General features: G+C 67.2%; 23 protein-coding genes. 14 read left to right on the forward strand and 9 right to left on the reverse strand.

Annotated elements, in window-relative coordinates:
• Positions 1-4 precede the first annotated feature (4 nt).
• From EL288_RS06320 to EL288_RS06360, 9 genes are all read left to right on the forward strand, one after another.
• Positions 5-505, forward strand: coding sequence for a sigma-E factor negative regulatory protein (locus EL288_RS06320; RefSeq protein WP_003813794.1), 501 nt, complete (start codon positions 5-7; stop codon positions 503-505).
• A complete protein-coding gene (locus EL288_RS06325; RefSeq protein WP_042144922.1) occupies positions 505-1,563 on the forward strand; it encodes a MucB/RseB C-terminal domain-containing protein in 1,059 nt (352 codons plus the stop codon). Before EL288_RS06320 ends, EL288_RS06325 begins: the two co-directional genes overlap by 1 nt.
• Positions 1,564-1,600: 37 nt before the next feature.
• On the forward strand, positions 1,601-3,088 hold the full coding sequence (locus tag EL288_RS06330; protein WP_003813791.1) for a DegQ family serine endoprotease: 1,488 nt from the start codon (positions 1,601-1,603) through the stop codon (positions 3,086-3,088).
• Positions 3,089-3,218: 130 nt separating this feature from the next.
• Positions 3,219-5,012: a translation elongation factor 4 gene (lepA, locus tag EL288_RS06335; RefSeq protein WP_003813789.1), complete on the forward strand. Its 1,794-nt coding sequence runs from the start codon at positions 3,219-3,221 to the stop codon at positions 5,010-5,012.
• Between the two features lie 22 nt (positions 5,013-5,034).
• A complete protein-coding gene (gene lepB, locus EL288_RS06340; RefSeq protein WP_010928996.1) occupies positions 5,035-5,919 on the forward strand; it encodes a signal peptidase I in 885 nt (294 codons plus the stop codon).
• Between the two features lie 5 nt (positions 5,920-5,924).
• Positions 5,925-6,686: a ribonuclease III gene (rnc, locus tag EL288_RS06345; RefSeq protein WP_023853248.1), complete on the forward strand. Its 762-nt coding sequence runs from the start codon at positions 5,925-5,927 to the stop codon at positions 6,684-6,686.
• On the forward strand, positions 6,683-7,573 hold the full coding sequence (gene era, locus EL288_RS06350) for a GTPase Era (protein ID WP_003813784.1): 891 nt from the start codon (positions 6,683-6,685) through the stop codon (positions 7,571-7,573). The genes rnc and era overlap by 4 nt, the downstream gene beginning before the upstream one ends.
• Positions 7,566-8,153 carry a DNA repair protein RecO gene (gene recO, locus EL288_RS06355; RefSeq protein WP_003813782.1) on the forward strand — a complete coding sequence of 196 codons (588 nt, stop codon included), beginning with the start codon at positions 7,566-7,568 and terminating at the stop codon, positions 8,151-8,153. Before era ends, recO begins: the two co-directional genes overlap by 8 nt.
• A gap of 19 nt (positions 8,154-8,172) precedes the next feature.
• Entirely contained in the window at positions 8,173-9,093 is a 921-nt protein-coding gene (locus tag EL288_RS06360; RefSeq protein ID WP_010926946.1) for a LysR substrate-binding domain-containing protein, read from the forward strand.
• On the opposite strand, the gene EL288_RS06365 is transcribed toward EL288_RS06360, so the two are convergent.
• From EL288_RS06365 to EL288_RS06395, 7 genes are all read right to left on the reverse strand, one after another.
• Positions 9,090-10,190, reverse strand: coding sequence for a PLP-dependent lyase/thiolase (locus EL288_RS06365; protein WP_010928994.1), 1,101 nt, complete (start codon positions 10,188-10,190; stop codon positions 9,090-9,092). The genes EL288_RS06360 and EL288_RS06365 overlap by 4 nt on opposite strands.
• 3 nt (positions 10,191-10,193) lie before the next feature.
• Positions 10,194-11,174, reverse strand: coding sequence for a M14 family metallopeptidase (locus EL288_RS06370; RefSeq protein WP_010926945.1), 981 nt, complete (start codon positions 11,172-11,174; stop codon positions 10,194-10,196).
• Positions 11,171-12,124: a Bug family tripartite tricarboxylate transporter substrate binding protein gene (locus tag EL288_RS06375; RefSeq protein ID WP_080561934.1), complete on the reverse strand. Its 954-nt coding sequence runs from the start codon at positions 12,122-12,124 to the stop codon at positions 11,171-11,173. Before EL288_RS06375 ends, EL288_RS06370 begins: the two co-directional genes overlap by 4 nt.
• Positions 12,125-12,305: 181 nt before the next feature.
• Positions 12,306-13,016: a Bax inhibitor-1/YccA family protein gene (locus tag EL288_RS06380; protein WP_003813772.1), complete on the reverse strand. Its 711-nt coding sequence runs from the start codon at positions 13,014-13,016 to the stop codon at positions 12,306-12,308.
• A 99-nt stretch (positions 13,017-13,115) separates the two neighbouring features.
• Positions 13,116-13,442 (reverse strand): hypothetical protein, encoded by a 327-nt coding sequence (locus tag EL288_RS06385; RefSeq protein ID WP_003813770.1) that lies wholly within the window; start codon positions 13,440-13,442, stop codon positions 13,116-13,118.
• Between the two features lie 30 nt (positions 13,443-13,472).
• Entirely contained in the window at positions 13,473-13,928 is a 456-nt protein-coding gene (locus EL288_RS06390) for a DNA polymerase III subunit chi (protein ID WP_003813769.1), read from the reverse strand.
• Between the two features lie 17 nt (positions 13,929-13,945).
• Positions 13,946-15,445, reverse strand: coding sequence for a leucyl aminopeptidase (locus tag EL288_RS06395; RefSeq protein WP_003813767.1), 1,500 nt, complete (start codon positions 15,443-15,445; stop codon positions 13,946-13,948).
• A 53-nt stretch (positions 15,446-15,498) separates the two neighbouring features.
• On the opposite strand from EL288_RS06395, the gene lptF reads away from it, so the two are divergent.
• Positions 15,499-16,611: an LPS export ABC transporter permease LptF gene (lptF, locus tag EL288_RS06400; RefSeq protein ID WP_003813765.1), complete on the forward strand. Its 1,113-nt coding sequence runs from the start codon at positions 15,499-15,501 to the stop codon at positions 16,609-16,611.
• Here lptF and EL288_RS06405 read toward each other — a convergent pair.
• Positions 16,608-17,528 carry a LysR family transcriptional regulator gene (locus EL288_RS06405; RefSeq protein ID WP_003813764.1) on the reverse strand — a complete coding sequence of 307 codons (921 nt, stop codon included), beginning with the start codon at positions 17,526-17,528 and terminating at the stop codon, positions 16,608-16,610. The two genes, lptF and EL288_RS06405, sit on opposite strands and share 4 nt — an antisense overlap.
• Before the next feature lie 139 nt (positions 17,529-17,667).
• On the opposite strand from EL288_RS06405, the gene EL288_RS06410 reads away from it, so the two are divergent.
• The 4 genes from EL288_RS06410 (at position 17,668) to EL288_RS06425 (ending at position 22,046) form a co-directional block, all read left to right on the forward strand.
• A complete protein-coding gene (locus EL288_RS06410; RefSeq protein WP_003821372.1) occupies positions 17,668-18,885 on the forward strand; it encodes an ABC transporter substrate-binding protein in 1,218 nt (405 codons plus the stop codon).
• Positions 18,886-18,981: 96 nt separating this feature from the next.
• Positions 18,982-20,475 carry a CoA-acylating methylmalonate-semialdehyde dehydrogenase gene (locus EL288_RS06415; RefSeq protein WP_003813760.1) on the forward strand — a complete coding sequence of 498 codons (1,494 nt, stop codon included), beginning with the start codon at positions 18,982-18,984 and terminating at the stop codon, positions 20,473-20,475.
• Between the two features lie 99 nt (positions 20,476-20,574).
• Positions 20,575-21,519, forward strand: coding sequence for a CysB family HTH-type transcriptional regulator (locus EL288_RS06420; RefSeq protein WP_003813758.1), 945 nt, complete (start codon positions 20,575-20,577; stop codon positions 21,517-21,519).
• Positions 21,520-21,734: 215 nt separating this feature from the next.
• Positions 21,735-22,046: a DUF2325 domain-containing protein gene (locus EL288_RS06425; RefSeq protein WP_003813757.1), complete on the forward strand. Its 312-nt coding sequence runs from the start codon at positions 21,735-21,737 to the stop codon at positions 22,044-22,046.
• Positions 22,047-22,180: 134 nt separating this feature from the next.
• Here EL288_RS06425 and EL288_RS06430 read toward each other — a convergent pair whose 3' ends face one another.
• The gene (locus EL288_RS06430; RefSeq protein WP_033447287.1) at positions 22,181-22,840 is read right to left on the reverse strand and encodes a C40 family peptidase; all 660 of its coding nucleotides are present in this window, start codon (positions 22,838-22,840) and stop codon (positions 22,181-22,183) included.
• Positions 22,841-23,072: the final 232 nt, after the last annotated feature.

Here is a 23,072-nt window from a genome sequence, read left to right on the forward strand (position 1 = left end):
AGTCATGCAAACCGCAGCCAAGTCCCTGACCGCCGAATCCTCCTGGGAGGAGTCGGTTTCCGCCTGGATGGACGGCGAAGGGTCCGAGGATTTTTTCCCCGAGATGTCGCACCCGCATGGGCGCCAGACTTGGGATACATATCATCTGATTGGCGATGCCCTGCGCAACGCCGATCTCGCAGTCAGTCCCAGCGCCCAGTTCCAGGCCCGCCTGGCCCGCGCGCTGGAGGCCGAGCTGCCCATCGTGGCGGCGCCGCGGCGCCGCTCGCCCTTGCGCCTGGGCCTGTCCGGGCTGGCCGTGGCAGCCGCCGTGGCCACCGTGGCCTGGGTGGCGCAACCCTATCTCACGGGCGCGCCGACGGGTGAAACCCGGGTGCTGGCCGATGCGACGCCGGCGTCCGCGGGCGATGACGCCGGCCTGCGCGATTACCTCGAAGCGCATCGCCAGGTGGCGGGCCCCAGCGCCGTGCGCCAGGTATCCTTCGACGCCGGAGCAGGACGTTGATGACACCGTTGCTTTACATGCGCCGGCCCGCATTGGGGCGCATGACGTGGCGACAGCGACAGACGGCCAGCCTGGCGGCCATGGCGGTGCTGATGGGCCTGATGGCCATTTACGCACGGCCGGTCCGGGCTGCCGCGCCGGCGGTGCCCGAAGACCCCGTATTGCTGCTCTCCAGCATCCAGCAGGCCGCCCGCAAGCAGGACTACGCCGGCGTGTTCATGTACCAGCAGGGCGAGTCGATCCAGTCCTCGCGCCTGGTGCACGTGCTCGACGGCACCGGTGAGCGCGAGCGCCTCGAGATCCTCGACGGCCAGCCGCGCGAATACCTGCGCCACAACGAAGACGTGCAGTGCCTCATCCCCGAGCGCAAGACGGTGTTGCTGGAGCGGCGCCGCGGCGACCGCTTCCCCGGCCTGCTGCTGGGCGATCCGGCCGGCCTGGCCGAGAACTACCACATCCGGGCCGAATCGCAGTTGCACCGCGTCGCGGATCGCCAATGCCGGCTGATCACCGTCGAGCCGCGCGATGCGCTGCGTTACGGTTATCGCCTGTGCGCCGACGTGGCCACCAACCTGCTGCTGAAGGCGCAGACGCTGGACGCCGCGCGCCGGGTGGTCGAGCAGGTGTCGTTCACCTCGATCCGCCTGGGCGGCGACGTGGACCCGGCCATGCTGACTTCGCGCTGGAGCACGCGCGACTGGCGTGTGCTCGAACCCGTCATGAAGCCGGTCGATCTGGCCGCGCAAGGCTGGCGCATCACGGCGCCCAAGGGGTTCTCGGCAGTCCTGCAGGTGGCGCGCTCCATGGGGCCGGCCACTGTCAACCAATTGGTGCTGTCCGATGGCCTGGCCGCCATTTCCGTATTCATCGAACCGTACGATTCGCGCCGGCACGCGCATCCCCCCGAGGGGCTGGCCCGGCGCGGCGCGATCAATATCTACGGTACGCGCATCGCCGATTTCTGGCTGACGGCGCTGGGCGAAGTCCCGGCCGGCACGCTGGAGCAACTGGCCGAAACCACCGAATATGTGCCGGTGGATGCGGCGAAACAACAATAAGCCCGCAAAGGGTACTGGGGTCTTTTCGGAGCTCTCTATGAAAGCAATTACAGTGTCGAACCTTTTTTTCCGGCGCTTCGGCGCGGCCGCGCTGGTCGCGTTCATGGCAGTAACCGCCGCGGGCACGCAAGTCCAGGCGCAGACGCAGGTCGCCCCCCCCGCGGTGGCGTTACCCGATTTCACCGGGATCGTCGAGAAAGTCGAGCCCGCCGTTGTCAACATCCGTACCACGGCCACCGTGCCGGTGCGCGGCGGCCCGGGCGGCGGCAACGATCCGTACGAATTGTTCCGCTGGTTCTTCGGCCCCGATTTCCAGCCGCCCGGCCCGGCGCCCGGCCAGCGCCGCAAGCAGCCGCAGCCCCAGCCTGAAGAGCGCACCATTCCGCGCGGCGTGGGGTCGGGCTTCTTCATCTCGGCCGATGGCTACATCCTGACCAACAACCACGTGATCAGCGATGCCACCGATATCTACGTCACCCTGACCGACGGGCGCGAGTTCAAGGCCAAGGTGATCGGTTCGGACGACCGCACCGACGTGGCCCTGATCAAGATCGACGCCAAGGACATGACGCCGCTGACCATCGGCGACCCCAAGACGCTGAAGAAGGGGCAGTGGGTGCTGGCCATCGGTTCGCCGTTCGGCCTGGACTCCACCGTCACCGCGGGCATCGTCAGCGCCATCGGCCGCGATACCGGCGAATACCTGCCCTTCATCCAGACCGACGTGGCCGTCAACCCGGGCAACTCGGGCGGGCCGCTGCTGAACCTGCAGGGCGAGGCCGTGGGCATCAACTCGCAGATCATTTCGCGCAGCGGCGGCTTCATGGGCATTTCGCTGGCCATTCCCATCGATGAGGCCATGCGCGTGGTCGACCAGTTGCGTGCCACCGGCAAGGTGACGCGCGGCCGTATCGGCGTGCAGATCGGCGAGGTCGGCAAGGACGTGGCCGACGCCATCGGCCTGCCGCGCGCCGAAGGCGCGCTGGTCAGCAGCGTCGAGGCCGAAGGCCCGGCCGAGTCGGCCGGCGTGCAGCCCGGCGACGTGATCCTGAAGTTCAACGGCGAGCCCATCAAGCGCTGGTCCGATCTGCCGCGCATCGTGGGCGAGACCAAGCCGGGCACCAGCGCCAAGATGGACGTCTGGCGCAAGGGCCGCAACGTGACCCTGTCGGTCAAGGTGGCCGAGCTGAAGTCCGATCGCAGCGCCGCGACCGCGGACGAGGGCAAGCAGGCCGAGCCGACGGCCGAGAACCACCTGGGCCTGGGCGTCGTCGACGTGCCGTCCGATACGCAGCGCAAGCTGCGCATCAAGGGCGGGGCGCAGGTGCGCGTGGCCGAGGGCGCGGCCGCGCAGGCAGGCCTGCAGGAAGGCGACATCGTGCTGGCGGTCAACGACACCGACGTCACGGACGCGGCCCAGTTCAACAAGCTGGTGTCGCGCCTGGACAAGAAAAAGGCCGCCGGCCTGCTGGTACGCCGCGGCGACCAGACCCAATGGGTCGCGGTGCAGCCCGCCAGCAAATAGCGCTCAATAACCGGCTAAAATGGCTGGTTGCCGCAACGAGGGGGCGCATGGCGCCCCCTCGTTTTTGGCTCGCCCGCGTAAGGCGCGGTCCGACCGATACGCCGGTTTGCTCTGTCCCTAATTAATCACTATGCAGCATATCCGCAACTTTTCCATCATTGCCCACATCGATCACGGTAAATCGACGCTCGCCGATCGCCTGATCCACCGTTGCGGGGGGCTGGCCGAGCGCGAAATGTCCGCGCAAGTGCTTGATTCCATGGATATCGAGCGCGAACGGGGTATCACGATCAAGGCGCAGACCGCGTCCCTGCAGTACAAGTCGCAGGACGGCACGGTCTACAACCTCAACCTGATCGATACCCCCGGACACGTCGATTTCTCGTACGAAGTCAGTCGTTCGCTGTCGGCCTGCGAAGGCGCCTTGCTGGTGGTCGACGCCTCGCAGGGCGTCGAGGCCCAGACCGTGGCCAACTGCTACACGGCCATCGAGCTGGGCGTGGAAGTGCTGCCGGTGCTCAACAAGATGGACCTGCCGCAGGCCGATCCGGAAGCCGCGCGCCAGGAGGTCGAAGACGTGATCGGCATCGACGCGTCCGAGGCGGTGCTGGCCAGCGCCAAGACCGGCATGGGCATCGACGAAATCCTCGAATCCATCGTGGCGCGCGTGCCGCCGCCCAAGGGCGATCCGTCCGCGCCGCTGCAGGCGCTGATCATCGATTCGTGGTTCGACAACTACGTGGGCGTGGTCATGCTGGTGCGCATCGTCAACGGCGTGCTCAAGCCCAAGGACAAGATCCTGCTGATGGCGTCCCACGCCACGCATCTGTGCGAGCAGATCGGCGTGTTCACGCCCAAATCGCAGCCGCGGCCGGAGTTGTCGGCCGGCGAAGTGGGCTTTGTCATCGCCGGCATCAAGGAACTGGAACACGCCAAGGTGGGCGACACCATCACCCTGGCGGGCAAGCCGGCGGCCGAGCCGCTGCCGGGCTTCAAGGAAGTCAAGCCGCAGGTGTTCGCCGGCCTGTATCCGGTGGAAAGCTCCGAATACGACCAGCTGCGCGATTCGCTGGAAAAGCTGAAGCTCAACGACGCCGCGCTGATGTTCGAACCCGAAGTGTCGCAGGCGCTGGGCTTCGGCTTTCGCTGCGGCTTCCTGGGGCTGCTGCACATGGAAATCGTGCAGGAGCGCCTGGAGCGCGAGTTCGACATGGACATCATCACCACCGCGCCATCGGTGGTCTATGAGGTCGAACAGCGCGACGGCACGGTCGTGACCATCGAAAGCCCGTCGCGCATGCCGGAAATCGCCAAGATCGCCGATATCCGCGAACCCATCGTCAAGGTGACGCTGTTCATGCCCCAGGAATACGTGGGGCCGGTGATGACGCTGTGCAACAACAAGCGCGGCGTCCAGCTCAACATGAGCTATCACGGGCGTCAGGTGCACCTGACCTACGAGATTCCGCTGGCCGAGATCGTGCTCGATTTCTTCGACAAACTGAAATCGGTGTCGCGCGGCTATGCGTCGATGGACTACGAGTTCGTGGAATACCGCTCGGCCGACGTGGTCAAGGTGGATCTGCTGATCAACGGCGACCGCGTCGATGCGCTGGCCATGATCGCGCACCGCAACAATGCGCGCTACCGGGCGCGCGAGGTGGTTTCGCGCATGCGCGGCCTGATCCCGCGCCAGATGTTCGACGTGGCCATCCAGGCGGCAATCGGCGCGGAGGTCATCGCGCGCGAGAACGTCAAGGCGCTGCGCAAGAACGTGCTGGCCAAGTGCTATGGCGGCGATATCTCGCGCAAGAAGAAGTTGCTGGAAAAGCAGAAGGCCGGCAAGAAGCGCATGAAGCAGGTCGGCAGCGTGGAAATCCCGCAAGAGGCGTTCCTCGCCATCCTGCAAGTCGAAGACAAGTAAAACCAGATAGGCGACCTACCCGATGAGTTGGAACTTTGCCCTGATACTTTTTGTACTGCTGGTGATTACCGGCGTTATCTGGGGATTGGATCTGGCGCTGTTTCGCAAGCGACGCGAACGGCGGGCCCAGGCGGCGGCCGCGCAAGTGGATGCCGCCGGCATCACGGATGCCGAGCAGGCCGGCCGCGAGCGGCGCGAGGCCATCGACGCGGCGCGCCGCGCGCCCTGGTGGATCGAGTATGCGGTCAGCTTCTTCCCGGTGATCCTGTTCGTGTTCGTGCTGCGCTCGTTCGTGGTCGAGCCGTTTCGCATTCCGTCGGGGTCCATGCTGCCCACGCTGCAATCGGGCGACCTGATCCTGGTGAACAAGTTCAGCTACGGCATCCGCCTACCCATCATCGATCGCAAGATCATCGAAACGGGCTCGCTGGAGCGTGGCGACGTGGTGGTGTTCCGCTACCCGGTCGATACGGATGTCGACTACATCAAGCGCATCGTGGGCCTGCCGGGCGACCAGGTGGCCTACCTGGACAAGAAGCTGTACATCAACGGAAAATTGGTGCCGCATGAGCGCGACGGGGATTATTTCGAGCCCGATCGCGTGTCCTATATTGCGCAGTACAAGGAAAAACTCGGCGAAGTGGAGCATAAAATCCTGCTTGATGAGCAGAAAATGCAGGATTTTGGCCCTATCTGGAAATTTCCCAACATCCAGAACTGCCAGTACGCCCGCAACGGCGTGCGCTGTACCGTCCCCCCCGGCCATTATTTCGCCATGGGAGACAACCGTGACAATAGTGCGGACAGCCGCTACTGGGGATTCGTGCCAGACGGTAATATCGTGGGGAAGGCATTTTTTGTCTGGATGAACTTCAGCGATTTGAGCCGCATTGGCCGCTTCCATTGACCGCTATGTCCCTTGCCACGCTGGAAACCCGCCTCGATCACCGCTTCGGTGACAAGGCACTGCTCGAGCAGGCGCTCACGCACCGCAGCCACGGTGCGCGCCATAACGAGCGGCTGGAGTTTCTCGGCGACTCGGTGCTGAACTTCGTCGTCGCGGCGATGCTGTTCGAGCGCTACGGCAAGCTGGACGAAGGCGACCTGTCGCGCCTGCGCGCCAACCTGGTCAAGCAGGCCTCGCTGGCCGACATCGCCCAGCGGCTGGACCTGTCGCAATACCTGCGCCTGGGCGAGGGCGAGCTCAAGAGCGGGGGCTTTCGCCGCCCCTCCATCCTGGCCGATACGGTCGAGGCGCTGTTCGGCGCGGTGTTCCTGGATGCCGGCTTCGAGGCCGCGCGCCGGGTCATCGTGCGCCAGTACCAGCCCGTCATGGCGCATGTCGACCCCAAGACGCTGGGCAAGGATGCCAAGACGCTGCTGCAGGAGTTCCTGCAGGGCCGCAAGCTGGCGCTGCCCCAATACACCGTGGTGGCCACGCATGGCGCCGCGCATAGCCAGCAATTCGAGGTCGAATGCGCCATCCCGGCGCTGGAGATCAAGATCGTGGCGCCGGGCGCCAGCCGCCGCGCCGCCGAACAATCCGCCGCCAAGGTCGCCCTGGAGGCGGCCCAGGCCGTGCTGCCAGCGGCGCGTGCCGCGCGCAAGTCGGGCAAGGCCCGCAAGACCGCGCAATTGTCGCTGCCCGTGGCAGTGGCCCAAGAGGTTAAATGAGCAATCCGCAATTTCGCGCCGGCTTTGTCGCCATCGTCGGCCGCCCCAATGTGGGCAAGTCCACCCTGACCAACGCGCTGATCGGCACCAAGATATCGATCGTGTCGCGCAAGGCCCAGACGACCCGCCATCGCATCCATGGCGTGCTCACGCGCGAGCACGAGCAGTTTGTGTTCGTCGATACGCCGGGTTTCCAGACCCGCCACGGCGGCGCCATGAATCGCATGATGAACCGCGTCGTGACGCAGGCGCTGGCCGACGTCGACGTCGTGGTGCACGTGGTCGAGGCCGGCAAGTGGTCCGAAGGCGACGCCAAGCTGCTGCCCCTGCTGCCCAAGTCGCGCCGTAGCATCCTGGTGGTCAGCAAGATCGACGCCCTGAAGAACCGCGACGAGCTCTTCCCGTTCGTCAGCAAGCTGATGGCGCTGCATGCCTATGACGCGGTCGTGCCGGTGAGCGCGACCAAGGGCCAGCAGCTGGACCAGTTGCTCGACGAGATCGCCGCCGGCTTGCCGCAAGGCGATCCCATGTTCGAGGAAGACACCCTGACCGACCGGCCGGTGCGCTTCATCGCGGCCGAGCTGGTGCGCGAGAAGATCTTCCGCCTGGTCGGCGACGAACTGCCCTATGGCTGTACCGTGGTCATCGAGCAATGGGAAGAAACCGAGAGGGGAGTGCGCATCGCCGCCTGCGTGGTGGTCGAACGCGAAAGCCACCGGCCCATCCTGCTGGGCGCGGGCGGCATGCACATGAAGCGCATCGCCACGGAGGCGCGCCAGGATATCGCCAAGCTGCTGGACATGCCCGTGCACCTGGAAATCTACATCAAGGTGCGCAAGGGCTGGTCCGACCGCGAAGGCGCGCTGCGCGACCTGGGCTATGAGTAGACGCGCGCAGCGCGTTCATGACATTCCCGGCTATATGCTCCACGCCACGGCGTGGCGCGAAACCTCGCTGATCGTCCAGGCGTTCTCGCGCGAGTACGGCTGCATTGCGCTGGTGGCCAAGGGCGCCAAGCGTCCCTATTCGGTGTTGCGCCCGGTGCTGTCGGCATTCCAGCCGCTGCTCCTGTCCTGGAGCGGCGCCGGCGAGGTCAAGACCATGACGCGCGCCGAGATCGCCGGGGTGCGGCCGCTGGGCGGCCCGGCGCTCATGTCGGCCTGGTACATGAACGAACTGCTGCTGCGCCTGTTGCCGCGCGAGGACGCGCATCCGGTGCTGTACGACGCCTACGACACCGCGCTGACGCAATTGTCGGCGGGCTCGCGCGCGGCCGGGGCGTTGCGGCGCTTCGAATGGATCCTGCTGCGCGAGACCGGCTATGGCCTGGACGAGGCCGAGCCCGATTTCAACGATCCCGCCATCGAGCCGGCGCTGCGCCGGGACCTGCGCGAACGCCTGGAGGCCAACCTGGCCGGCCGGCCGCTGTCCACGCGCAAGGTGCTGCTCGAGCTGCAGCGCCTGTAGTGCAGTGCGGAACCACGCCATGACTTTCACGCTGAGGCAGGTCGAGACGTTCCGCACCGTATACGAAACCGAAAGCGTGACCGCGGCCGCGCGCCGGCTCGACGTCTCGCCGGCCACGGTGAGCGCCACGCTGGCGGCGCTGGAGACGGCGATCTCGATGCGGCTGTTCGAGCGCGTGCGGCAGCGCATGGTGCGCACGCCCGAAGCCGATCTGCTGTACGAGGAAATCCGGCGCCAGAGCCTGGGCCTGGAGACGCTCGGGCGCAAGATCCGCGCCATCAAGGGCGCGGGCCAGCCGCGCTTGCGCGTGGGTACCATCCATGCGTATAGCGGCCTGGTGATCGAGCAGGCGCTGGTGCGCTTTCGCGGCCGTTATCCCGATACGCCGCTGTACCTGCAGGTGCGCGATTCCAATACCTTGCGCGACATGGTGGTGGCTGGCGAGCTGGACCTGGCGCTGGTGGCCGACGAGTCCGAGCTGCAAGGCCTGCGCGGCCATTGCCTGGCTCGCCTGGGCGCGGTGGCGGTGTTTCCGCGCGGCCATGCGCTGGCGCGTTTCGCGCAGCTGGAACTGTCGCAGCTGGCCGACGCAGCCCTGGTGCTGCTCAATCGCGAGGACGGCTCGCGCAAGCGGCTAGATGCGGTGTTCGCGCAACGCGGCATCGCGCCGCACGCCGCCATCGAAACGCCGTACTCGTCCACCGTCTGCCAACTGGCGCTGGCCGGCCACGGCGTGGGCATCGCCAACCCGGCCACGGCGATGGGCATGGCACAGGCCGGGCTGGAGTTCCGCCCGCTGGACGCCGACGTGCATTTCGCGTGCTACATGATCCTCCATGGCAGCCGGCCGCTGTCGAACGCCGGCAAGTACTGGGCAACCTGCCAGCGGGCCGCGCTGGCCCCGCTGGTGGAGCAATTCGGCGTCGACGCGCAGGTTTAGTCGCGCCGCCCGTCCGAGGTCAGGATCAGCGCCACGCGCGACCTGGCGTCCAGCGCGCCGGCAGCCTTGAGCGCCGGCACGGCGGCAAGCGCCGCGGCCGACGACAGCTCGGCGGCGATGCCCAGCGCGCCCAGCGCCGCGCGGGCCCGCGCGGCCTGCTCGTCCGCGACATCCACGGCCCGTCCGCCGCTGCGCGCCAGGGCCTGCATCGATTGCAGGGTCACGGTGCCGCCGGCGATGGAATACTGCGCCGTCGGCTGTTCCCACACGCCGCGCGCATCGCCGGCGGCCAGCGCGTGCGCCAGGCGGGGATAGGGTTCCACCGCATGCAGGCGCGGCAGCCGCGCGATCGCGCCGCGCCGCAACAGCGCCTGCCAGCCCAGGCAGATGCCCCACAGCAGATCGCCCCGGGCCGTGGGCACGATGATGTCGGTGGGCAGGTTGTCGCACTGGGCAGCGAGTTCGGCGGCGATCGGCTTGTAGCCCTCCACGCCGTAAGGGTGGGTGCCGACCGGCGGGTTGAGATAGTTGGTGCCGGCGAACGCGCCCTCGTCGCGGCATAGCGTCGCCACGTAGGGCCAGCGCGCCAGGCTGTCGGCGAAGCTGTGCAGGCGCGCGCCGAACTGCTCCATGGCGGCGCGTTGCCGCGGCGGGCAGGTGGGCGCAATGGCGATGTCCACCCGCAGGCCGGCGGCGGCCCCGTAGGCCGCCAGCGCCACGCCGGCGTTGCCGCTGGACGCGGCCGCCAGCCGCTTGGTGCCGGCCAGCACCGCGCGCGACACCAGTTGCGCAGCCATGCGGTCCTTGTGGCTGCCCGTCGGGTTGCCGCTTTCGCATTTCAGCCAGACTTGCGCCACCCCGTGCGCATGCGCCAGCGCCGGCGCGTCGAGGCAGGGCGTGCGGCCTTCGCCCAGCGTGATCGGCGCGAGGACCGGCAGCGGCATCGGCTGCGTATCGGCCGGTTCGTATTCGCATGCGAGCGAGGCCGGGTAGCCGGCCGCCAGGCAGCGCGGGCAGCCTTCCGGGTAGTCGCCCGGCGGCACGGCGTGGGAACAGCGCAGGCAGCGCAGGCGGGACAGCGAGGGGTTCATCAGCATGGATCAGTACAGCGTGGAGAGAGTTTCGAAAGGACGGGCGGGGGCGATCTGCAGCAGGCAGTCGCCGTCGTCGCTGCGCGCCAGCGCACGCAGGCACACCACCGTGCCATCCTGCGGGCTGGCCAGCGCCAACGGCGGCCGATCGGGCCGGGCCGGTTCGCACAGGGTGCCGACTTGCTGGCCGGCGGCGACCTGTTGTCCCAGCGCGACCGACGGGATGAAGACGCCGGGCGCATCGGCCCGCATGCTGGCCCGGGGCGCGTCCACGTCATGGAAGGCCTCCAGCGGGCCAGGCATGGCATGGTGTGCGTCGACCATGTCCAGTCCGGCCAGGCAGGACAGCATGCCGTCGCGGCACAGCCTTACCAGCTCTTGGGACGTCTCGGCGCCGCCGCCGATTTCCGCGCTCAGGCGCGCCACGCCCAGCCGGCTGGCGGCCGCCGGCATGGAGCCGGTTTCGACGCCGCGGAAGAACAGGCAGCGCGCCAGGCCGAAACCGCGCGCCAGCCGCGCCACGCGCTCGTCCCACGGGTCGTCGCCGTAGCGCGTGATCACCGTCGCCGGCAGGTAGCGCAGCGAAGCGCCACCGCTGTGCACGTCGATCATGTACTGCACCTGCGGCAGGATGCGCGTCTGCAGGGCATGCGCCACGGCTTCGGTATAGCCGCGCGCCGGCGCGCCCAGGAAGGCGCGATTGAGGTTGCCGCCGTCGGCCGGCGACAGCCGCGTGCCGGCCAGGCTGGCCTCGGCGTTGGCCGCCGGCGCCACGTACACCGTGCCGCGCCGCAGCAGGCCGGGCAGGGCGTGCCATAGTTCGAGCAGGGCGGCCTGGCCTTCCCACTCGTCGCCGTGCACGCCGGCCATCAGCAGCACGGCCGGCCCGGCGCCGGCCTCGATGCGCAGCACCGGCACCGTTACCCGCCGGTACGCCGAGCGGTTGGTGGCCGCGGCACATGAAAAATCCGCCCTGCTGGTGCGGGTCATGGGTTGGCCGCCTGGATCACGCTGCGCCATTTGGGCAGTTCCTTGTCGACCTGCGCCTGCACCTGGGCGGGCGGGCCGCCCAGGGGTTCCTGCGAACGGCTGCGCAGTTCCGCGGATACCGCCGGCGCGGCCAGCGCCGCATTGAGGGCCTGGTTGAGCCGCGCCAGCGCCTCGGGCGGCGTGCCGGCCGGGGCGACCAGGGCGCTCCAGGCGCCTTGCTCGTAGTCGGGGTAGCCCTGTTCGGCCACCGTCGGCACGTCCGGGTTGGAGGCCACGCGCTTGCGCGTGGTGACCGCCAGCGCCCGCAAGCGGCCATCCTTGAGATTGCCGATCAGCGGCGGCAGGTTCTCCATCATGGAGTCGACATGCCCGCCCAGCAGGTCGGCCAGTTGCGCTGCGGTTGCCTTGTACGGAATCTGGCGCACCCCCGCGCCCGTCTGCGCGATGAACAGCTTCACGCCCACTTCGCTGGTGGTGCCCGGATCGGCCGAGGTCATGGTGATCCGGTCGGGCTGCGCCTTGCTTGCGCCGATCAGGTCCTGCAGGGTCCGGTAGGGCGAGGCCTGGCTGACCACGATGACGTTGGGCGTTTCCGCCACCAGCCCGATCGGCGCGAGGTCCTTGTCGATGTCGTACATCTGCTCCTTGAACAGGAAGCGGTGCAGGACGAGGGTGCCGACGTGGGCATAGCCGATGGTGTAGCCGTCGGGAGCGGCGCGCACCACGGCCTGGGTGCCGATCCGCCCGCCGGCGCCGACGCGGTTCTCGATGACCACGGGCTGGCCCAGTTGCTTGCTCATTTCCTGCCCGACCAGGCGGGCCGTGATGTCGGCATTGCCGCCCGCCGCGGCGGGAACGATCATCGTGATGGCGCGGGCCGGAAAATCCTCGGCCTGTACGCCGGAACAGGCCAGCGTCAGCGCGCCGGCCAGGGCATAGCGTAGGTACATGGCGATTCCCCTGTCGTAGTGGTGATGGTGCCGCCATTGTGCGAGGGGCAGGGGCGTCTGTTGTTTAGTGCAATCGAATGGTTGTTCGGATAGATCAAATACTTGGCCCGCCTCGGGTATGCCGGAGGCGAAAAAAAAGGCTTGCCGTCGGCAAGCCTTTTTCGATGCGCAGCAGGAATGCTTATTCGCGGTCGCCGCCAAAGATTCCCAACAGCATCAGCAGATTGGAGAAGACGTTGTACACGTCCAGATAGATGGCCAGGGTCGCCGACACATAGTTGGTTTCGCCGCCGTTGATCACGCGCTGCAGGTCCACCAGCATGAAGGCCGAGAAAATGACGATGGCCAGCACGGAGATGGTCAGCATCAGCGCCGGCATCTGCAGGAAGATGTTGGCCAGCGCCGCCACCAGGATGACCACCGCGCCGGTGAACAGCCACTTCTGCATGCCCGAGAGGTCACGCTTGATGGTGGTGGCCAGCGTGGCCATGGTCCCGAACACGATGGCGGTGCCGCCGAATGCGGTCATGACCAGCTGGGCGCCATTGCCCATGCCGAGCACGAACCCCAGCAGGCGCGACAGCATCACGCCCATGAAGAACGTGAAGGCCAGCAGCAGGACCACGCCCAGCGAGTTGTTCTTGTTCTTCTCGATGGCGAACATCAGGCCGAAGGCGCCCACCAGGAATACGATGGCGCTCAGGCCGGGGCTGGCGCCCATGACCTGGTTGATGCCGGTGTACAGGCCGACCGCGGCGCCCAGAACCGTTGGCACCAGGGACAGCGCGAGCAGCCAGTACGTATTGCGCAGCACCTTGTTCCGGACGACTTCGCCCGGGGCGCCGGCATACGCGCCGGAGCGGTTAAAGGGGGACGGACGGGTTTCGTTCATTGACGACTCCTATGTGCGGCAAAAAAACTTGCCTCGTGAGCTTAGACGATAAGTCTACCTGACAGTTCCCTGAAAAATCCATCGGAAACCGGGCCCTGTTCAGCCGGGCCGCACGTTGCGCATGACCCGCGCCAGGATGGCGGGCAGTTCGGCATCCAGCCGGGCGCGGATGCCCGCCACGGCCTCGTCGATGGCCGCCGTGAGGGTTTCCTCCAGCTCGGCTTGCAGCACCGCGCGCAGCACGGCGTCGCCGGGCTGGAACGGGGTATCGGGCGCGCTGGCCGCCCCGGACTCGTGGGAGACCGGGGGCGCCGATGCCTGCTCGGACAGGCGCGGTATGGCGGCTGGGGCCTGCGGGCTGCCCAGCCCGGGTTCGACGCGGTCGGTCAGGGTGGGGATGCTGGAGTCGGAGTAGTGGTGGGGCATGGCAGCCTCCCGGAAAGGCGGGCGAGTCCGTCAGGCCTCGCCCGCGCGGCTCAGGTCATGGCTGTGCAGCGCATGGCCGGCATTCTGATAGTCGCGCCAGCGCTGGCGCGCCGCCTGGCGGTCGGCCGGGTCGTCGGAGACGATTTCCAGCAGGCGCTCGTAGCCATCGAAGTTGGGCGGGCAGCCGTCATCCAGGTTCAGCAGCCAGGGGCGGCTGTCGCCGGTGGTGGCCAGCGCCAGGGCGGCGGCGGGGTCGCCCGCGGTCAGCAGGACCGGCGTGTCGGCCGCCAGCGCGTCGTTGGCCAGCACATGGGGCACGAACGAGACGTCCTCCAGGGCCCACAGCATCCGGTCGAAGGCGGCCAGGCGTCCGCCGTCGGCGCAGTAGACCACCAGCCGCTGGCCCGCCTGGAAGCGCTTGCGTGCGGTGCGGCAGGCCGCGCGCAGGCGGTCCGGAGCGCCGAAGGCGAAGTCGATGCGCGTCATGGCGGCCAGCCCCGCGTTCAGCCTGCCTGGTCCAGCAGGTACTGCATCAGCAGCGGCACCGGCCGGCCGGTGGCGCCCTTGTCCTTGCCGCCGCGCCAGGCCGTGCCGGCGATGTCCAGGTGCGCCCACGGATAAGCCTTGGTGAAGCGCGACAGGAAGCAGGCCGCCGTGACCGCGCCGGCCGGGGGGCCGCCGATGTTGGCGATGTCGGCGAAGTTGGACTTGAGCTGGTCCTGGTAGGCATCGTCCAGCGGCAGGCGCCAGGCCGGGTCGAGCGACTGGCGGCTGGCGGCCAGCAGCGCGTCGGCCAGCGCGTCGTCCTTGGAGAACAGGCCGCTATTGACGTTGCCCAGGGCTACCACGCAGGCGCCGGTCAACGTGGCGATGTCGATCACGGCCGCGGGCTTGAAGCGCTCGGCGTAGGTCAGGGCATCGCACAGCACCAGGCGGCCTTCGGCGTCGGTGTTGAGGATCTCGATGGTCTGGCCCGACATGCTGGTGACCACGTCGCCGGGCTTGTTGGCCTTGCCGCTGGGCAGGTTCTCGCACGCCGCGATCAGGCCCACCACATCCAGCGGCAGCTCCAGCTCGGCCAGGGCGCGGAACGTGCCCAGCACGCTGGCCGCGCCGCACATGTCGTACTTCATTTCGTCCATCGTGGCGGCCGGCTTGAGCGAGATGCCGCCGGCATCGAAGGTGATGCCCTTGCCCACCAGGACGACCGGGCCGGCCTTGTCCTTCTTGGCGGGCTTGCCGGCATGGCGCAGCACGATGAACCGCAGCGGCTCTTCCGAGCCGCGCGCGACCGAGAGGAACGAGCCCATGCCCAGCGCCTCGACCTGCTTGCGTTCGAGCACCTCGACCTTGAGGCTCTTGAATTCGCGCGCCAGCTTCTTGGCGGTATTGCCGAGATAGGCCGGCGTGCACACGTTGCCGGGCAGGTTGCCCAGCGTGCGGGTCAGTTCCATGCCGTGGGCGATGGCCGCGCCTTCGCGCAGGCCCAGCTGCGCCTGCGCGGAGGCCGCGCGGTCGACCACCTGGACGATTTTCTTCAACCTGGGGCGGGCGTCGCGATTGGCCTTGCCGAACGTCGCATCGTAATGGTAGGCCGCCGCGCCCGCGGCGATGGCGGCGCTGCGCGCGCGGGCGCGCACCGGCACGCCCTCGATGGCCACGCCGGCCAGGGTCGACACGCCTTCGCCCACCTGGGCCGCGACGCACGCCGCGGCGAACGCCTGTTCGGCGCTGGCGTGCGCGCGGGCGTTGTATTCGGCCTGCTTGCCCAGGCCCACCAGCACCACGCGCTGGGCGCTGACGCCGGCCAGGCTGCGCAGCACCAGCGTGCCGCCGGTGCGGCCGCGGAACTCGCTTTTCACCACGGCGGCCACGGCACCGTGGCTGGCGCGGTCGATGACTTCCGCCGCGGCGCTGAGCACGCCGTCGGCGAAGACGCCGACGGCCAGGGCCGCAGTCTTGATCTGATGCAGGGAGGCAGTGGTCTGTGTGCTAAATTCCATGAGGCTTTTCCGATTGCACGTAAGTTGCGGTCGATTATCCCGCATATTCTCACATGTCTCTATTCAAACGGTCTGTCGTCAGCGAGATCACCAGTCACGCTGGCGTCGTGTTTTCCACGCTGGTGGTGGTCTGGCTGAGCGTCCTGCTGGTGCGCCTGCTGGGCGAAGCCGCCGGCGGCTCGATCGGCGCCGATGTCGTGCTCGGCCTGGCGGCCTTTTCCACCATCACGGCATTGCCGACCATCCTGGCCGTGTCGCTGTTCATCGCCGTACTGACCACGGTAACACGCAACTATCGCGAGTCCGAGATGGTGGTGTGGTTCGCCAGCGGCTTGTCCCTGGCCGACTGGCTGCGCCCGGTGGCGCGGGTGGCCGTGCCGATTGCGATGCTGGTGGCGGCGCTTACGCTGGTCGCGTCGCCCTGGGCCTACCGTCAGATCGGCGAATACCGCGAGCGCTTCGAGCAGCGCTCCGATCTTTCCAAGGTGACGGCGGGGCAGTTCGCCGAATCGGGGCGCGGAGACCGCGTATTCTTCGCCGAGGACCCCGTGCGCCCGGGCGATGAGCTGGGCGCGGTGTTCGCGCGCTCGATCGATCCGGAGTGGCTCAGCGTGCTGACCGCCAGCAATGCGCGCAGCGAAACGCTGCCCAACGGCGACCGTTTCCTGGTCCTGGGCGAAGGGCACCGCTACGATCTCAAGCCGGGCACGCCGGAAATCAGGCTGGTCAATTTCGACCAGTATGGCGTGCGGCTGGAAAGCAAGGCGGGCGAAGATCCCATGGCCGAGGCGCGCGCGGCGGCCGAGCGCTCCAGCAAGGCGCGCTCGACGATGCAACTGGTCCAGGACAACACCGACAGCAGCTGGTCGCAGATCATGTGGCGGGTGGCGATGCCGCTGGCGGCCCTGAACCTGGCGCTGCTGGCGATCCCGCTGGGCGCGGTCAATCCGCGCCTGGGACGCTCCGGCGACCTGCTGATCGCCGGCCTGGTCGGCCTGCTCTACATGAACATGATCAACCTGTCGCGCGCCTGGATCAGCAGCGGCAAGATCAGTTTCAGCATCGGCGTATGGGCCGTGCACGCCGTGGTGGCGCTGCTGGCGGCCTACTTGCTGATGCGCCGCCTGCGGGTGAAGGCGCCGCGCAACGCCGGACGCGGCGCCTAGGGCAGGTATTGCAATGCGGCGCCGCGGCCTTGCAGCAGCGCCGCATTGCGCATGACCGAGCGGCGCATGAACTCCCACAGCGCGCTGACGCGCTTGAGGCGGCGCAGGTCTTCGTGGCAGTACATCCAGAAGCTGCGCGTGATGGCGATGTCGTCGGGCAGCACGGGGGTCAGGCGCGGGTCCTGCGCGGCGATGAAGCAGGGCAGGATAGCCAGCGACTGTCCTTGCAGGGCGGCGTGGTACTGGGCGATGACGCTGGTGCTGCGCAGCACCACCTGGCTGTTGGGCAGCACGTCCTCGAGGTAGCGCAGGCGTTCGCTGAACAGCAGTTCGTCCACGTAGCCGATGAAGTTGTGCCCGGCCAGGTCGGCGCGCTCGCGGATCGGCGCGTGGCGCGCCAGGTACGCGGGCGTGCCATACAGCATCAGCGTGTAGTCGCACAGCTTGGTGCAGACATACGGGCCGCGCTGCGGCCGCTCGATGGTGATGGCCAGGTCCGCCTCGCGCTTGGACAGGCTGACGAAGCGGGGCACCGGCAGGATATCCAGGGTGATGTGCGGGTAGCGGCGCTGGAAGTCCGCCGCCAGCGGGGTCAGCACATAGCTGCCGAATCCCTCGGTGGCGCCGATGCGCACATGCCCGGACAGCGCCTGCCCGATGCCGGAGAGGTTTTCCCGCGCGGTGTGCACGGTGCTTTCCATCTGCTCGGCGAAGACGAACAGGCGTTGCCCGTCCTCGGTCAGCACGTAGCCCGCGCTGCGCGACTTCTCGAACAACAGGCTGTCGAGCTCGGCCTCCAGCGCGCGGACGCGGCGCGCCACGGTCGTGTGTTCCACGCCCAGCTTGCGCGCGGCGGCGCTGACTCGCTGCGTGCGCGCCACTTCCAGGAAGTAGCGCAGGCTGTCCCAATCCAGCATGGCGGCTCTCTTGTGTATTTTTGCACAAGGAATGTGCATTTGTTTCGTTGATTGTGGATTTTCACACATCTACACTAGGACGGGCGGACGCCTTGGGCGCACCCGTGCAGGACCTAGAAAAACCACAGGAGACAGATTCATGAAATCGCGCGCACGCGGGTTTGCCGCAGGCTTGTGCCTGGGCGCCATGTTGGTGGGTCAGGCGATGGCGGCGGACAAGCCGCCGGTGAAGATCGGCATCCTGACCGATATGTCGGGCACCTATGCCGGCATGGGCGGGCCTGGTTCGGTCGCGGCGGCGCAACTGGCGATCGACGATTGCCTGGCCGCCGAATGCAAGGGCATGAAAATCGACCTGGTTTCGGCCGACAACCAGAACAAGACGGACGTCGGGGCGGCCAAGGCGCGCGAGTGGTTCGACCGCGATGGGGTCACTGCCATCGCCGACCTGACCAACTCGGCCGTGGCGCTGGCGGTGCAGGGTATCGCGCGCGAGAAGAACAAGGTCGTGATGTTCTCCGGGCCGGCCGCCACGGCGCTGACCAACCAGGATTGCTCGCCGCTGGGCTTTCACTGGATGTTCGACACCTATTCGCAATCGGCCGGCGGGGCCAAGGCCACGGTGCGGGCGGGCGGCAAGTCCTGGTACTTCATCACCGTCGATTACGCCTTCGGCCACTCGCTGGAGGCCGATACCGCCAAGGCCGTCCAGGCGCTGGGCGGCACGGTGGCAGGCAGCGTGCGCCACCCCTTGAACGCGCCCGATTTCGCCTCGTACCTGCTGCAGGCGCAAAGCTCCAAGGCCCAGGTCGTGGCGCTGGCCAATGGCGGCCAGGATACGGTCAACGCCGTCAAGCAGGCGCGCGAGTTCGGCATCGTCGAAGGCGGCCAGCGGCTCGTTTCGCTGCTGGTATTCCTGTCCGACCTGCGCGCGCTTGGGCTGGACAACGCCCAGGGCCTGTCCTATGTGGACGGCTTCTACTGGGACTATGACGACGCGACGCGCCAGTGGTCGGCGCGCTTCGAGAAGGCGTTTCGCGGCCTGAAGCCCACCATGGTCCAGGCCGGCGTCTATTCGAGCGTGCTGCATTACCTGCGCGCGGTCGCCGCCAGCGGCAGTACCGACGGCAAGGTCGTGGCCGACAAGATGCGCGAATTGCCGATCAAGGACCCGATCATGCGCAACGCGAGCATCCGGCCCGACGGCCGGGTGATCCACGACATGTATCTGTACGAAGTCAAAAAGCCTGCCGAGTCCAAGGGCGGCTGGGACTATTCCAAGCTGGTGGCCACCATTCCGGCCGCCGAGGCCTTCCAGCCGCTGGCCGAGTCGACCTGCCCGCTGGTCAAGAAGTAAACCGGTCCGGTGCCGCGCGCCGCGCGAGCGGCGCCGGCAGCGCCTGTCCAACACGGCCCGCCGGGCCGCATTCCAAGCAGTGTGAGGAGCAGAGAAATGAGCGAAGTTCACCGTTTGCCGCTATTGATCGGCGGCAAGCTCGTGCAGTCCAAGACCACCCAATGGCGCGACGTGATCAACCCCGCTACCCAGGAGGTCGTGGCCCAGGTGCCGTTCGCCACCCGCGAAGAACTGGACCTGGCCGTCGCCAACGCCAAGGAAGCCTTCAAGACCTGGCGCAATACCGGGCAGGGCGCGCGCATGCGCGTCATGCTCAAGCTGCAGCAGCTGCTGCGCGACAACACCGGCAAGCTGGCCGAGATGATCACCCGCGAGCATGGCAAGACCCTGCCGGATGCCGAGGGCGAGGTCGGCCGCGGCCTGGAGGTGGTCGAGCATGCCTGCTCGATCGCCAACCTGCAGCTGGGCGAGTACGCCGAGAACGCCGCCGGCGGCATCGACGTCTACACGCTGATCCAGCCGCTGGGCGTGTGCGCCGGCATCACCGCGTTCAACTTCCCGGTCATGCTGCCGTGCTTCATGTTCCCGATCGCGGTGGCCTGCGGCAACACCTTCGTGCTCAAGCCGTCCGAGCAGGATCCCTCGTCGTCGCTGTTCCTGGCCCAGCTGGCGCTGGAAGCCGGCCTGCCGCCGGGCGTGCTCAACGTGGTGCACGGCGGTCCGGACATCGCCAACGGCCTGTGCGAGCACCCGGATATCAAGGCGGTGTCGTTCATCGGTTCGACCCGCGTGGGCACCGAGATCTACAACCGCGCCTCGGCCGCGGGCAAGCGCTGCCAATCGATGATGGGCGCCAAGAACCACTGCGTGATCCTGCCCGACGCCGATCCCGAAGTGGCGCTCAACCAGCTGGTGGGCGCGGCATTCGGCGCCGCCGGCCAGCGCTGCATGGCCACTTCGGTGGCGGTGATGGTGGGCGAGGCGCGCAACTGGCTGCCCGATTTCGTCGAGCGCGCCAGGAAGCTGAAGGTCAACAATGGCGTCGACCGCGAGGCCGATCTCGGCCCGCTGGTATCGCCCGCGGCCAAGCAGCGCGTCGAGGGCCTGATCCAGAAGGGCGTGGACGAGGGCGCCAAGCTGCTGCTGGACGGCCGCAGCCTCAAGGTGGCCGGCTTCGAGCAGGGCAACTTCGTCGGCCCGACCATCTTCGATGGCGTGACCGAGAACATGACCATCTACACCGAGGAAGTGTTCGGGCCGGTGCTGTGCGTGGTGGGCGTGGACACGCTGGAGGACGCGGTCGAATTCATCAATCGCAACCCCAACGGCAACGGCGTGGCGCTGTTCACGCAGGACGGCGGCGCGGCGCGCTACTTCCAGAACAACATCGACGTCGGCCAGGTGGGGATCAACATTCCCATCCCGGTGCCGGTGGCCTGGTTCAGCTTTACCGGCTCGCGCGGGTCCAAGCTGGGCGACCTCGGGCCCAACGGCAAGCAGGCGGTGCAATTCTGGACGCAGACGAAGACGGTGACGGCGCGCTGGTCCGCCCACGGGCGCGGCGTGAACACCACCATCTCGATGAAATGACGGCTCGATGCTGCGGGATCGCGTAAACTTATAGTAAAAAGTAATATAGACTCCTTCCTATATTACTTATAATTGGCTCCGTCTAACAGGGGCCAATTCATGAACCTGCAGCAATTCCGTTTTGTGCGCGAAACCATCCGGCGCGACTTCAACCTTACCGAAGCCGCCCGGATGCTCTATACCTCGCAGCCGGGCGTCTCGAAGGCGATCATCGAATTCGAGGACGAGCTCGGCATCAAGATCTTCGAGCGGCACGGCAAGCGCATCAAGGGGCTGACCAAGCCCGGGCTGGCCGTTTCGCAGGTGATCGACCGCATCATGCGCGAAGTCGACAACCTGAAGAAGGTCAGCGACGAGTTCGCCCGCCGCGACGAGGGCGGGCTGGTGATCGCCTGCACCCATACGCAGGCGCGCTACCTGCTGCCGCGCGTGATTCCGGCCTTTCGCAAGCAGTTTCCCAAGGTGCACCTGTCGTTGGCAGAGGGCAGCCCGTCGCAGCTGGCTGAGATGGTGCTGCACGAGCAGGCCGACCTGGCGCTGGCCACCGAGTCGCTGGCGCTGACGCCCGGCCTGGCGACCCTGCCGGTCTACACCTGGGAGCACACGGTGGTGGTGCGCCCCGACCACCCGCTTACCGAACTGACCTCCAGCCAGGCGCGGCGCCTGACGCTGGCCCAGCTGGCCGAATACCCCATCGTGACGTACGACCGGGCCTTTACCGGCCGCACCACGATCGACGAGATATTCGCCAACCAGGGCATCCACCCGGATATCGTGCTCGAAGCCATCGACGCCGACGTGATCAAGACCTATGTCGACGTGGGGCTGGGCATCGGCATCATCGCCGGCGTCGCGTACGACCCGCGCCGCGATGCCAACCTGGTGGGCCTGCCGGTGGGGCACCTGTTCGGCACGCACACCACGCGGGTAGGAGTGAAATCGGGGGTGTTCCTGCGCGACTACGTGTACACCTTCATGGAAATGATGGCCCCCGGCCTGACGCGCCAGGTGGTCAGCGAAGCGGTGCAGGGCGGGCCGGCCTGAACGGCCAGGCCCATGTCCCGGTGAAAGCGCGCCTGCGGCGCGCTTTTTCTTGCCCGTTCGCCCGGGGGACAGGCCGGCCGTGCGCCCGCGGATGCCGGCTATCCGAACAGGCCGAGCCATTGATAATATTAAATAAGAATCGGTCTCATTTATGTTGACTATCCAATGGGAATCATTATCATTACCTACAGTCTCAACGACCGATGAGGTAAATCATGACGGCAGGACTCAGTGCAGTAGTGGTGGGCGCGGACCGGCTGGGCAACATCCCGGACCTGCTCAAAGGGCACAACATTTCGATCACCCATCACATCAGCGGGCGCGATCCATCCCATCAGAAGAAAACCTTGCAGCTACCGTCCGGTACGCAGCTTGTCATCCTTCTTACCGATTTCCTCGGCCACAACGTCATGAAAACGTTTCGCCATGCGGCGCAGCGAGGCGGCATCCGCGTGGTGGCGTGCCGGCGTTCGGTGTGCAGCATGCAGCAGGCATTGCACCAGTGCGGCCTGTGTGCGCGGTCGTGACCGCGCGGTAACGCCGTGCCGCCGTCATAGCCGCCAGGCATGGTCGCCGTAGCCGGCGCGCCAGTTGAGGCCCAAGCAAAAGCGCCCCGTTCGGGGCGCTTTTGCTTGGGCCTTCCGGCAGGGAAGGCGGGCGTTCAGTTCGACGCGCGCGCCGAGGCGAGGCGGCTGTCGTCGATGCGGCGCGCGCCGTTGTAGCGCTTGGCCCAGTAGGCCACGGTCATGTTCTCGACACGCACCACGCCGCCGGAGCTGGGCGAGTGGATGAAGCGGTTTTCGCCCATGTAGATGCCGACATGCGAGTAGCGCCGGCCCAGGGTGTTGAAGAACACCAGGTCGCCCGGGCGCAATTCCTTGCGGTCGATATTGGTGCCCCAGCGGGCGATGTCGGCCGAGATGCGCGGCAGTTTCAAGCCCAGCGAGCGCTCGGCGGTATAGGCCACCAGGCCGCTGCAATCGAAGCCGGTATCGGGCGAGATGCCGCCGAACCGGTAACGCACGCCAAGCTGGCCCAGCGCTTCGCTGACCAGCGGGTTCTCGCCGCTGGTCTGCGACTGGCCGGCGCGCCGGTCGCGCTTGAGCTTCTGGGTGACCAGGATGCCTATCGGATCGTCGGCGCTGGCGACCCACTCGGTGTCGTAGGGATCGCTTTCGAAGGTATACGACGTTTTCTTGGCACCGGTGCCGGCGCAACCGGCCAGTCCCACCGCGCACGCTACCACCGCCAGCAAGCGCAGACCGCGGCTCGACAGGCTGATATTGCGTTCAGGTAGCGCGGGGTTGGAGTGTCGATGCATTCGCCGCAATAGGCCGTCCCCGATAAACGGAGCGTCCGTGGTTGTAATGAAATTTTCGGGGATTCTACCAAAGCTATTGTGACGCTAGGATTTCGCAATACCGTCTGTAAGAAAAAACTAGGCGGATATCGGGGGAATCCCCAGGATGCGCGGCAAGCCTGATGCAAGGTTTGCCGGCCACAATAGATGGTTGAGGCGCCAAAGAGCTACCGAACCATACCAGGAGACACCA

This window comes from Bordetella bronchiseptica, assembly GCF_900636925.1.
In the GTDB taxonomy this organism is placed as follows: domain Bacteria; phylum Pseudomonadota; class Gammaproteobacteria; order Burkholderiales; family Burkholderiaceae_B; genus Bordetella; species Bordetella pertussis.

Excerpts from the sequence above, each read along its gene's own strand:
- EL288_RS06320 (WP_003813794.1), top strand. The coding sequence starts at position 5 with ATGCAAACCGCAGCCAAGTCCCTGACCGCCGAATCCTCCTGGGAGGAG.
- EL288_RS06325 (WP_042144922.1), top strand. The coding sequence starts at position 505 with ATGACACCGTTGCTTTACATGCGCCGGCCCGCATTGGGGCGCATGACG.
- EL288_RS06330 (WP_003813791.1), top strand. The coding sequence starts at position 1,601 with ATGAAAGCAATTACAGTGTCGAACCTTTTTTTCCGGCGCTTCGGCGCG.
- lepA (WP_003813789.1), top strand. The coding sequence starts at position 3,219 with ATGCAGCATATCCGCAACTTTTCCATCATTGCCCACATCGATCACGGT.
- lepB (WP_010928996.1), top strand. The coding sequence starts at position 5,035 with ATGAGTTGGAACTTTGCCCTGATACTTTTTGTACTGCTGGTGATTACC.
- rnc (WP_023853248.1), top strand. The coding sequence starts at position 5,925 with ATGTCCCTTGCCACGCTGGAAACCCGCCTCGATCACCGCTTCGGTGAC.
- era (WP_003813784.1), top strand. The coding sequence starts at position 6,683 with ATGAGCAATCCGCAATTTCGCGCCGGCTTTGTCGCCATCGTCGGCCGC.
- recO (WP_003813782.1), top strand. The coding sequence starts at position 7,566 with ATGAGTAGACGCGCGCAGCGCGTTCATGACATTCCCGGCTATATGCTC.
- EL288_RS06360 (WP_010926946.1), top strand. The coding sequence starts at position 8,173 with ATGACTTTCACGCTGAGGCAGGTCGAGACGTTCCGCACCGTATACGAA.
- EL288_RS06365 (WP_010928994.1), bottom strand. The coding sequence starts at position 10,190 with ATGCTGATGAACCCCTCGCTGTCCCGCCTGCGCTGCCTGCGCTGTTCC.
- EL288_RS06370 (WP_010926945.1), bottom strand. The coding sequence starts at position 11,174 with ATGACCCGCACCAGCAGGGCGGATTTTTCATGTGCCGCGGCCACCAAC.
- EL288_RS06375 (WP_080561934.1), bottom strand. The coding sequence starts at position 12,124 with ATGTACCTACGCTATGCCCTGGCCGGCGCGCTGACGCTGGCCTGTTCC.
- EL288_RS06380 (WP_003813772.1), bottom strand. The coding sequence starts at position 13,016 with ATGAACGAAACCCGTCCGTCCCCCTTTAACCGCTCCGGCGCGTATGCC.
- EL288_RS06385 (WP_003813770.1), bottom strand. The coding sequence starts at position 13,442 with ATGCCCCACCACTACTCCGACTCCAGCATCCCCACCCTGACCGACCGC.
- EL288_RS06390 (WP_003813769.1), bottom strand. The coding sequence starts at position 13,928 with ATGACGCGCATCGACTTCGCCTTCGGCGCTCCGGACCGCCTGCGCGCG.
- EL288_RS06395 (WP_003813767.1), bottom strand. The coding sequence starts at position 15,445 with ATGGAATTTAGCACACAGACCACTGCCTCCCTGCATCAGATCAAGACT.
- lptF (WP_003813765.1), top strand. The coding sequence starts at position 15,499 with ATGTCTCTATTCAAACGGTCTGTCGTCAGCGAGATCACCAGTCACGCT.
- EL288_RS06405 (WP_003813764.1), bottom strand. The coding sequence starts at position 17,528 with ATGCTGGATTGGGACAGCCTGCGCTACTTCCTGGAAGTGGCGCGCACG.
- EL288_RS06410 (WP_003821372.1), top strand. The coding sequence starts at position 17,668 with ATGAAATCGCGCGCACGCGGGTTTGCCGCAGGCTTGTGCCTGGGCGCC.
- EL288_RS06415 (WP_003813760.1), top strand. The coding sequence starts at position 18,982 with ATGAGCGAAGTTCACCGTTTGCCGCTATTGATCGGCGGCAAGCTCGTG.
- EL288_RS06420 (WP_003813758.1), top strand. The coding sequence starts at position 20,575 with ATGAACCTGCAGCAATTCCGTTTTGTGCGCGAAACCATCCGGCGCGAC.
- EL288_RS06425 (WP_003813757.1), top strand. The coding sequence starts at position 21,735 with ATGACGGCAGGACTCAGTGCAGTAGTGGTGGGCGCGGACCGGCTGGGC.
- EL288_RS06430 (WP_033447287.1), bottom strand. The coding sequence starts at position 22,840 with ATGCATCGACACTCCAACCCCGCGCTACCTGAACGCAATATCAGCCTG.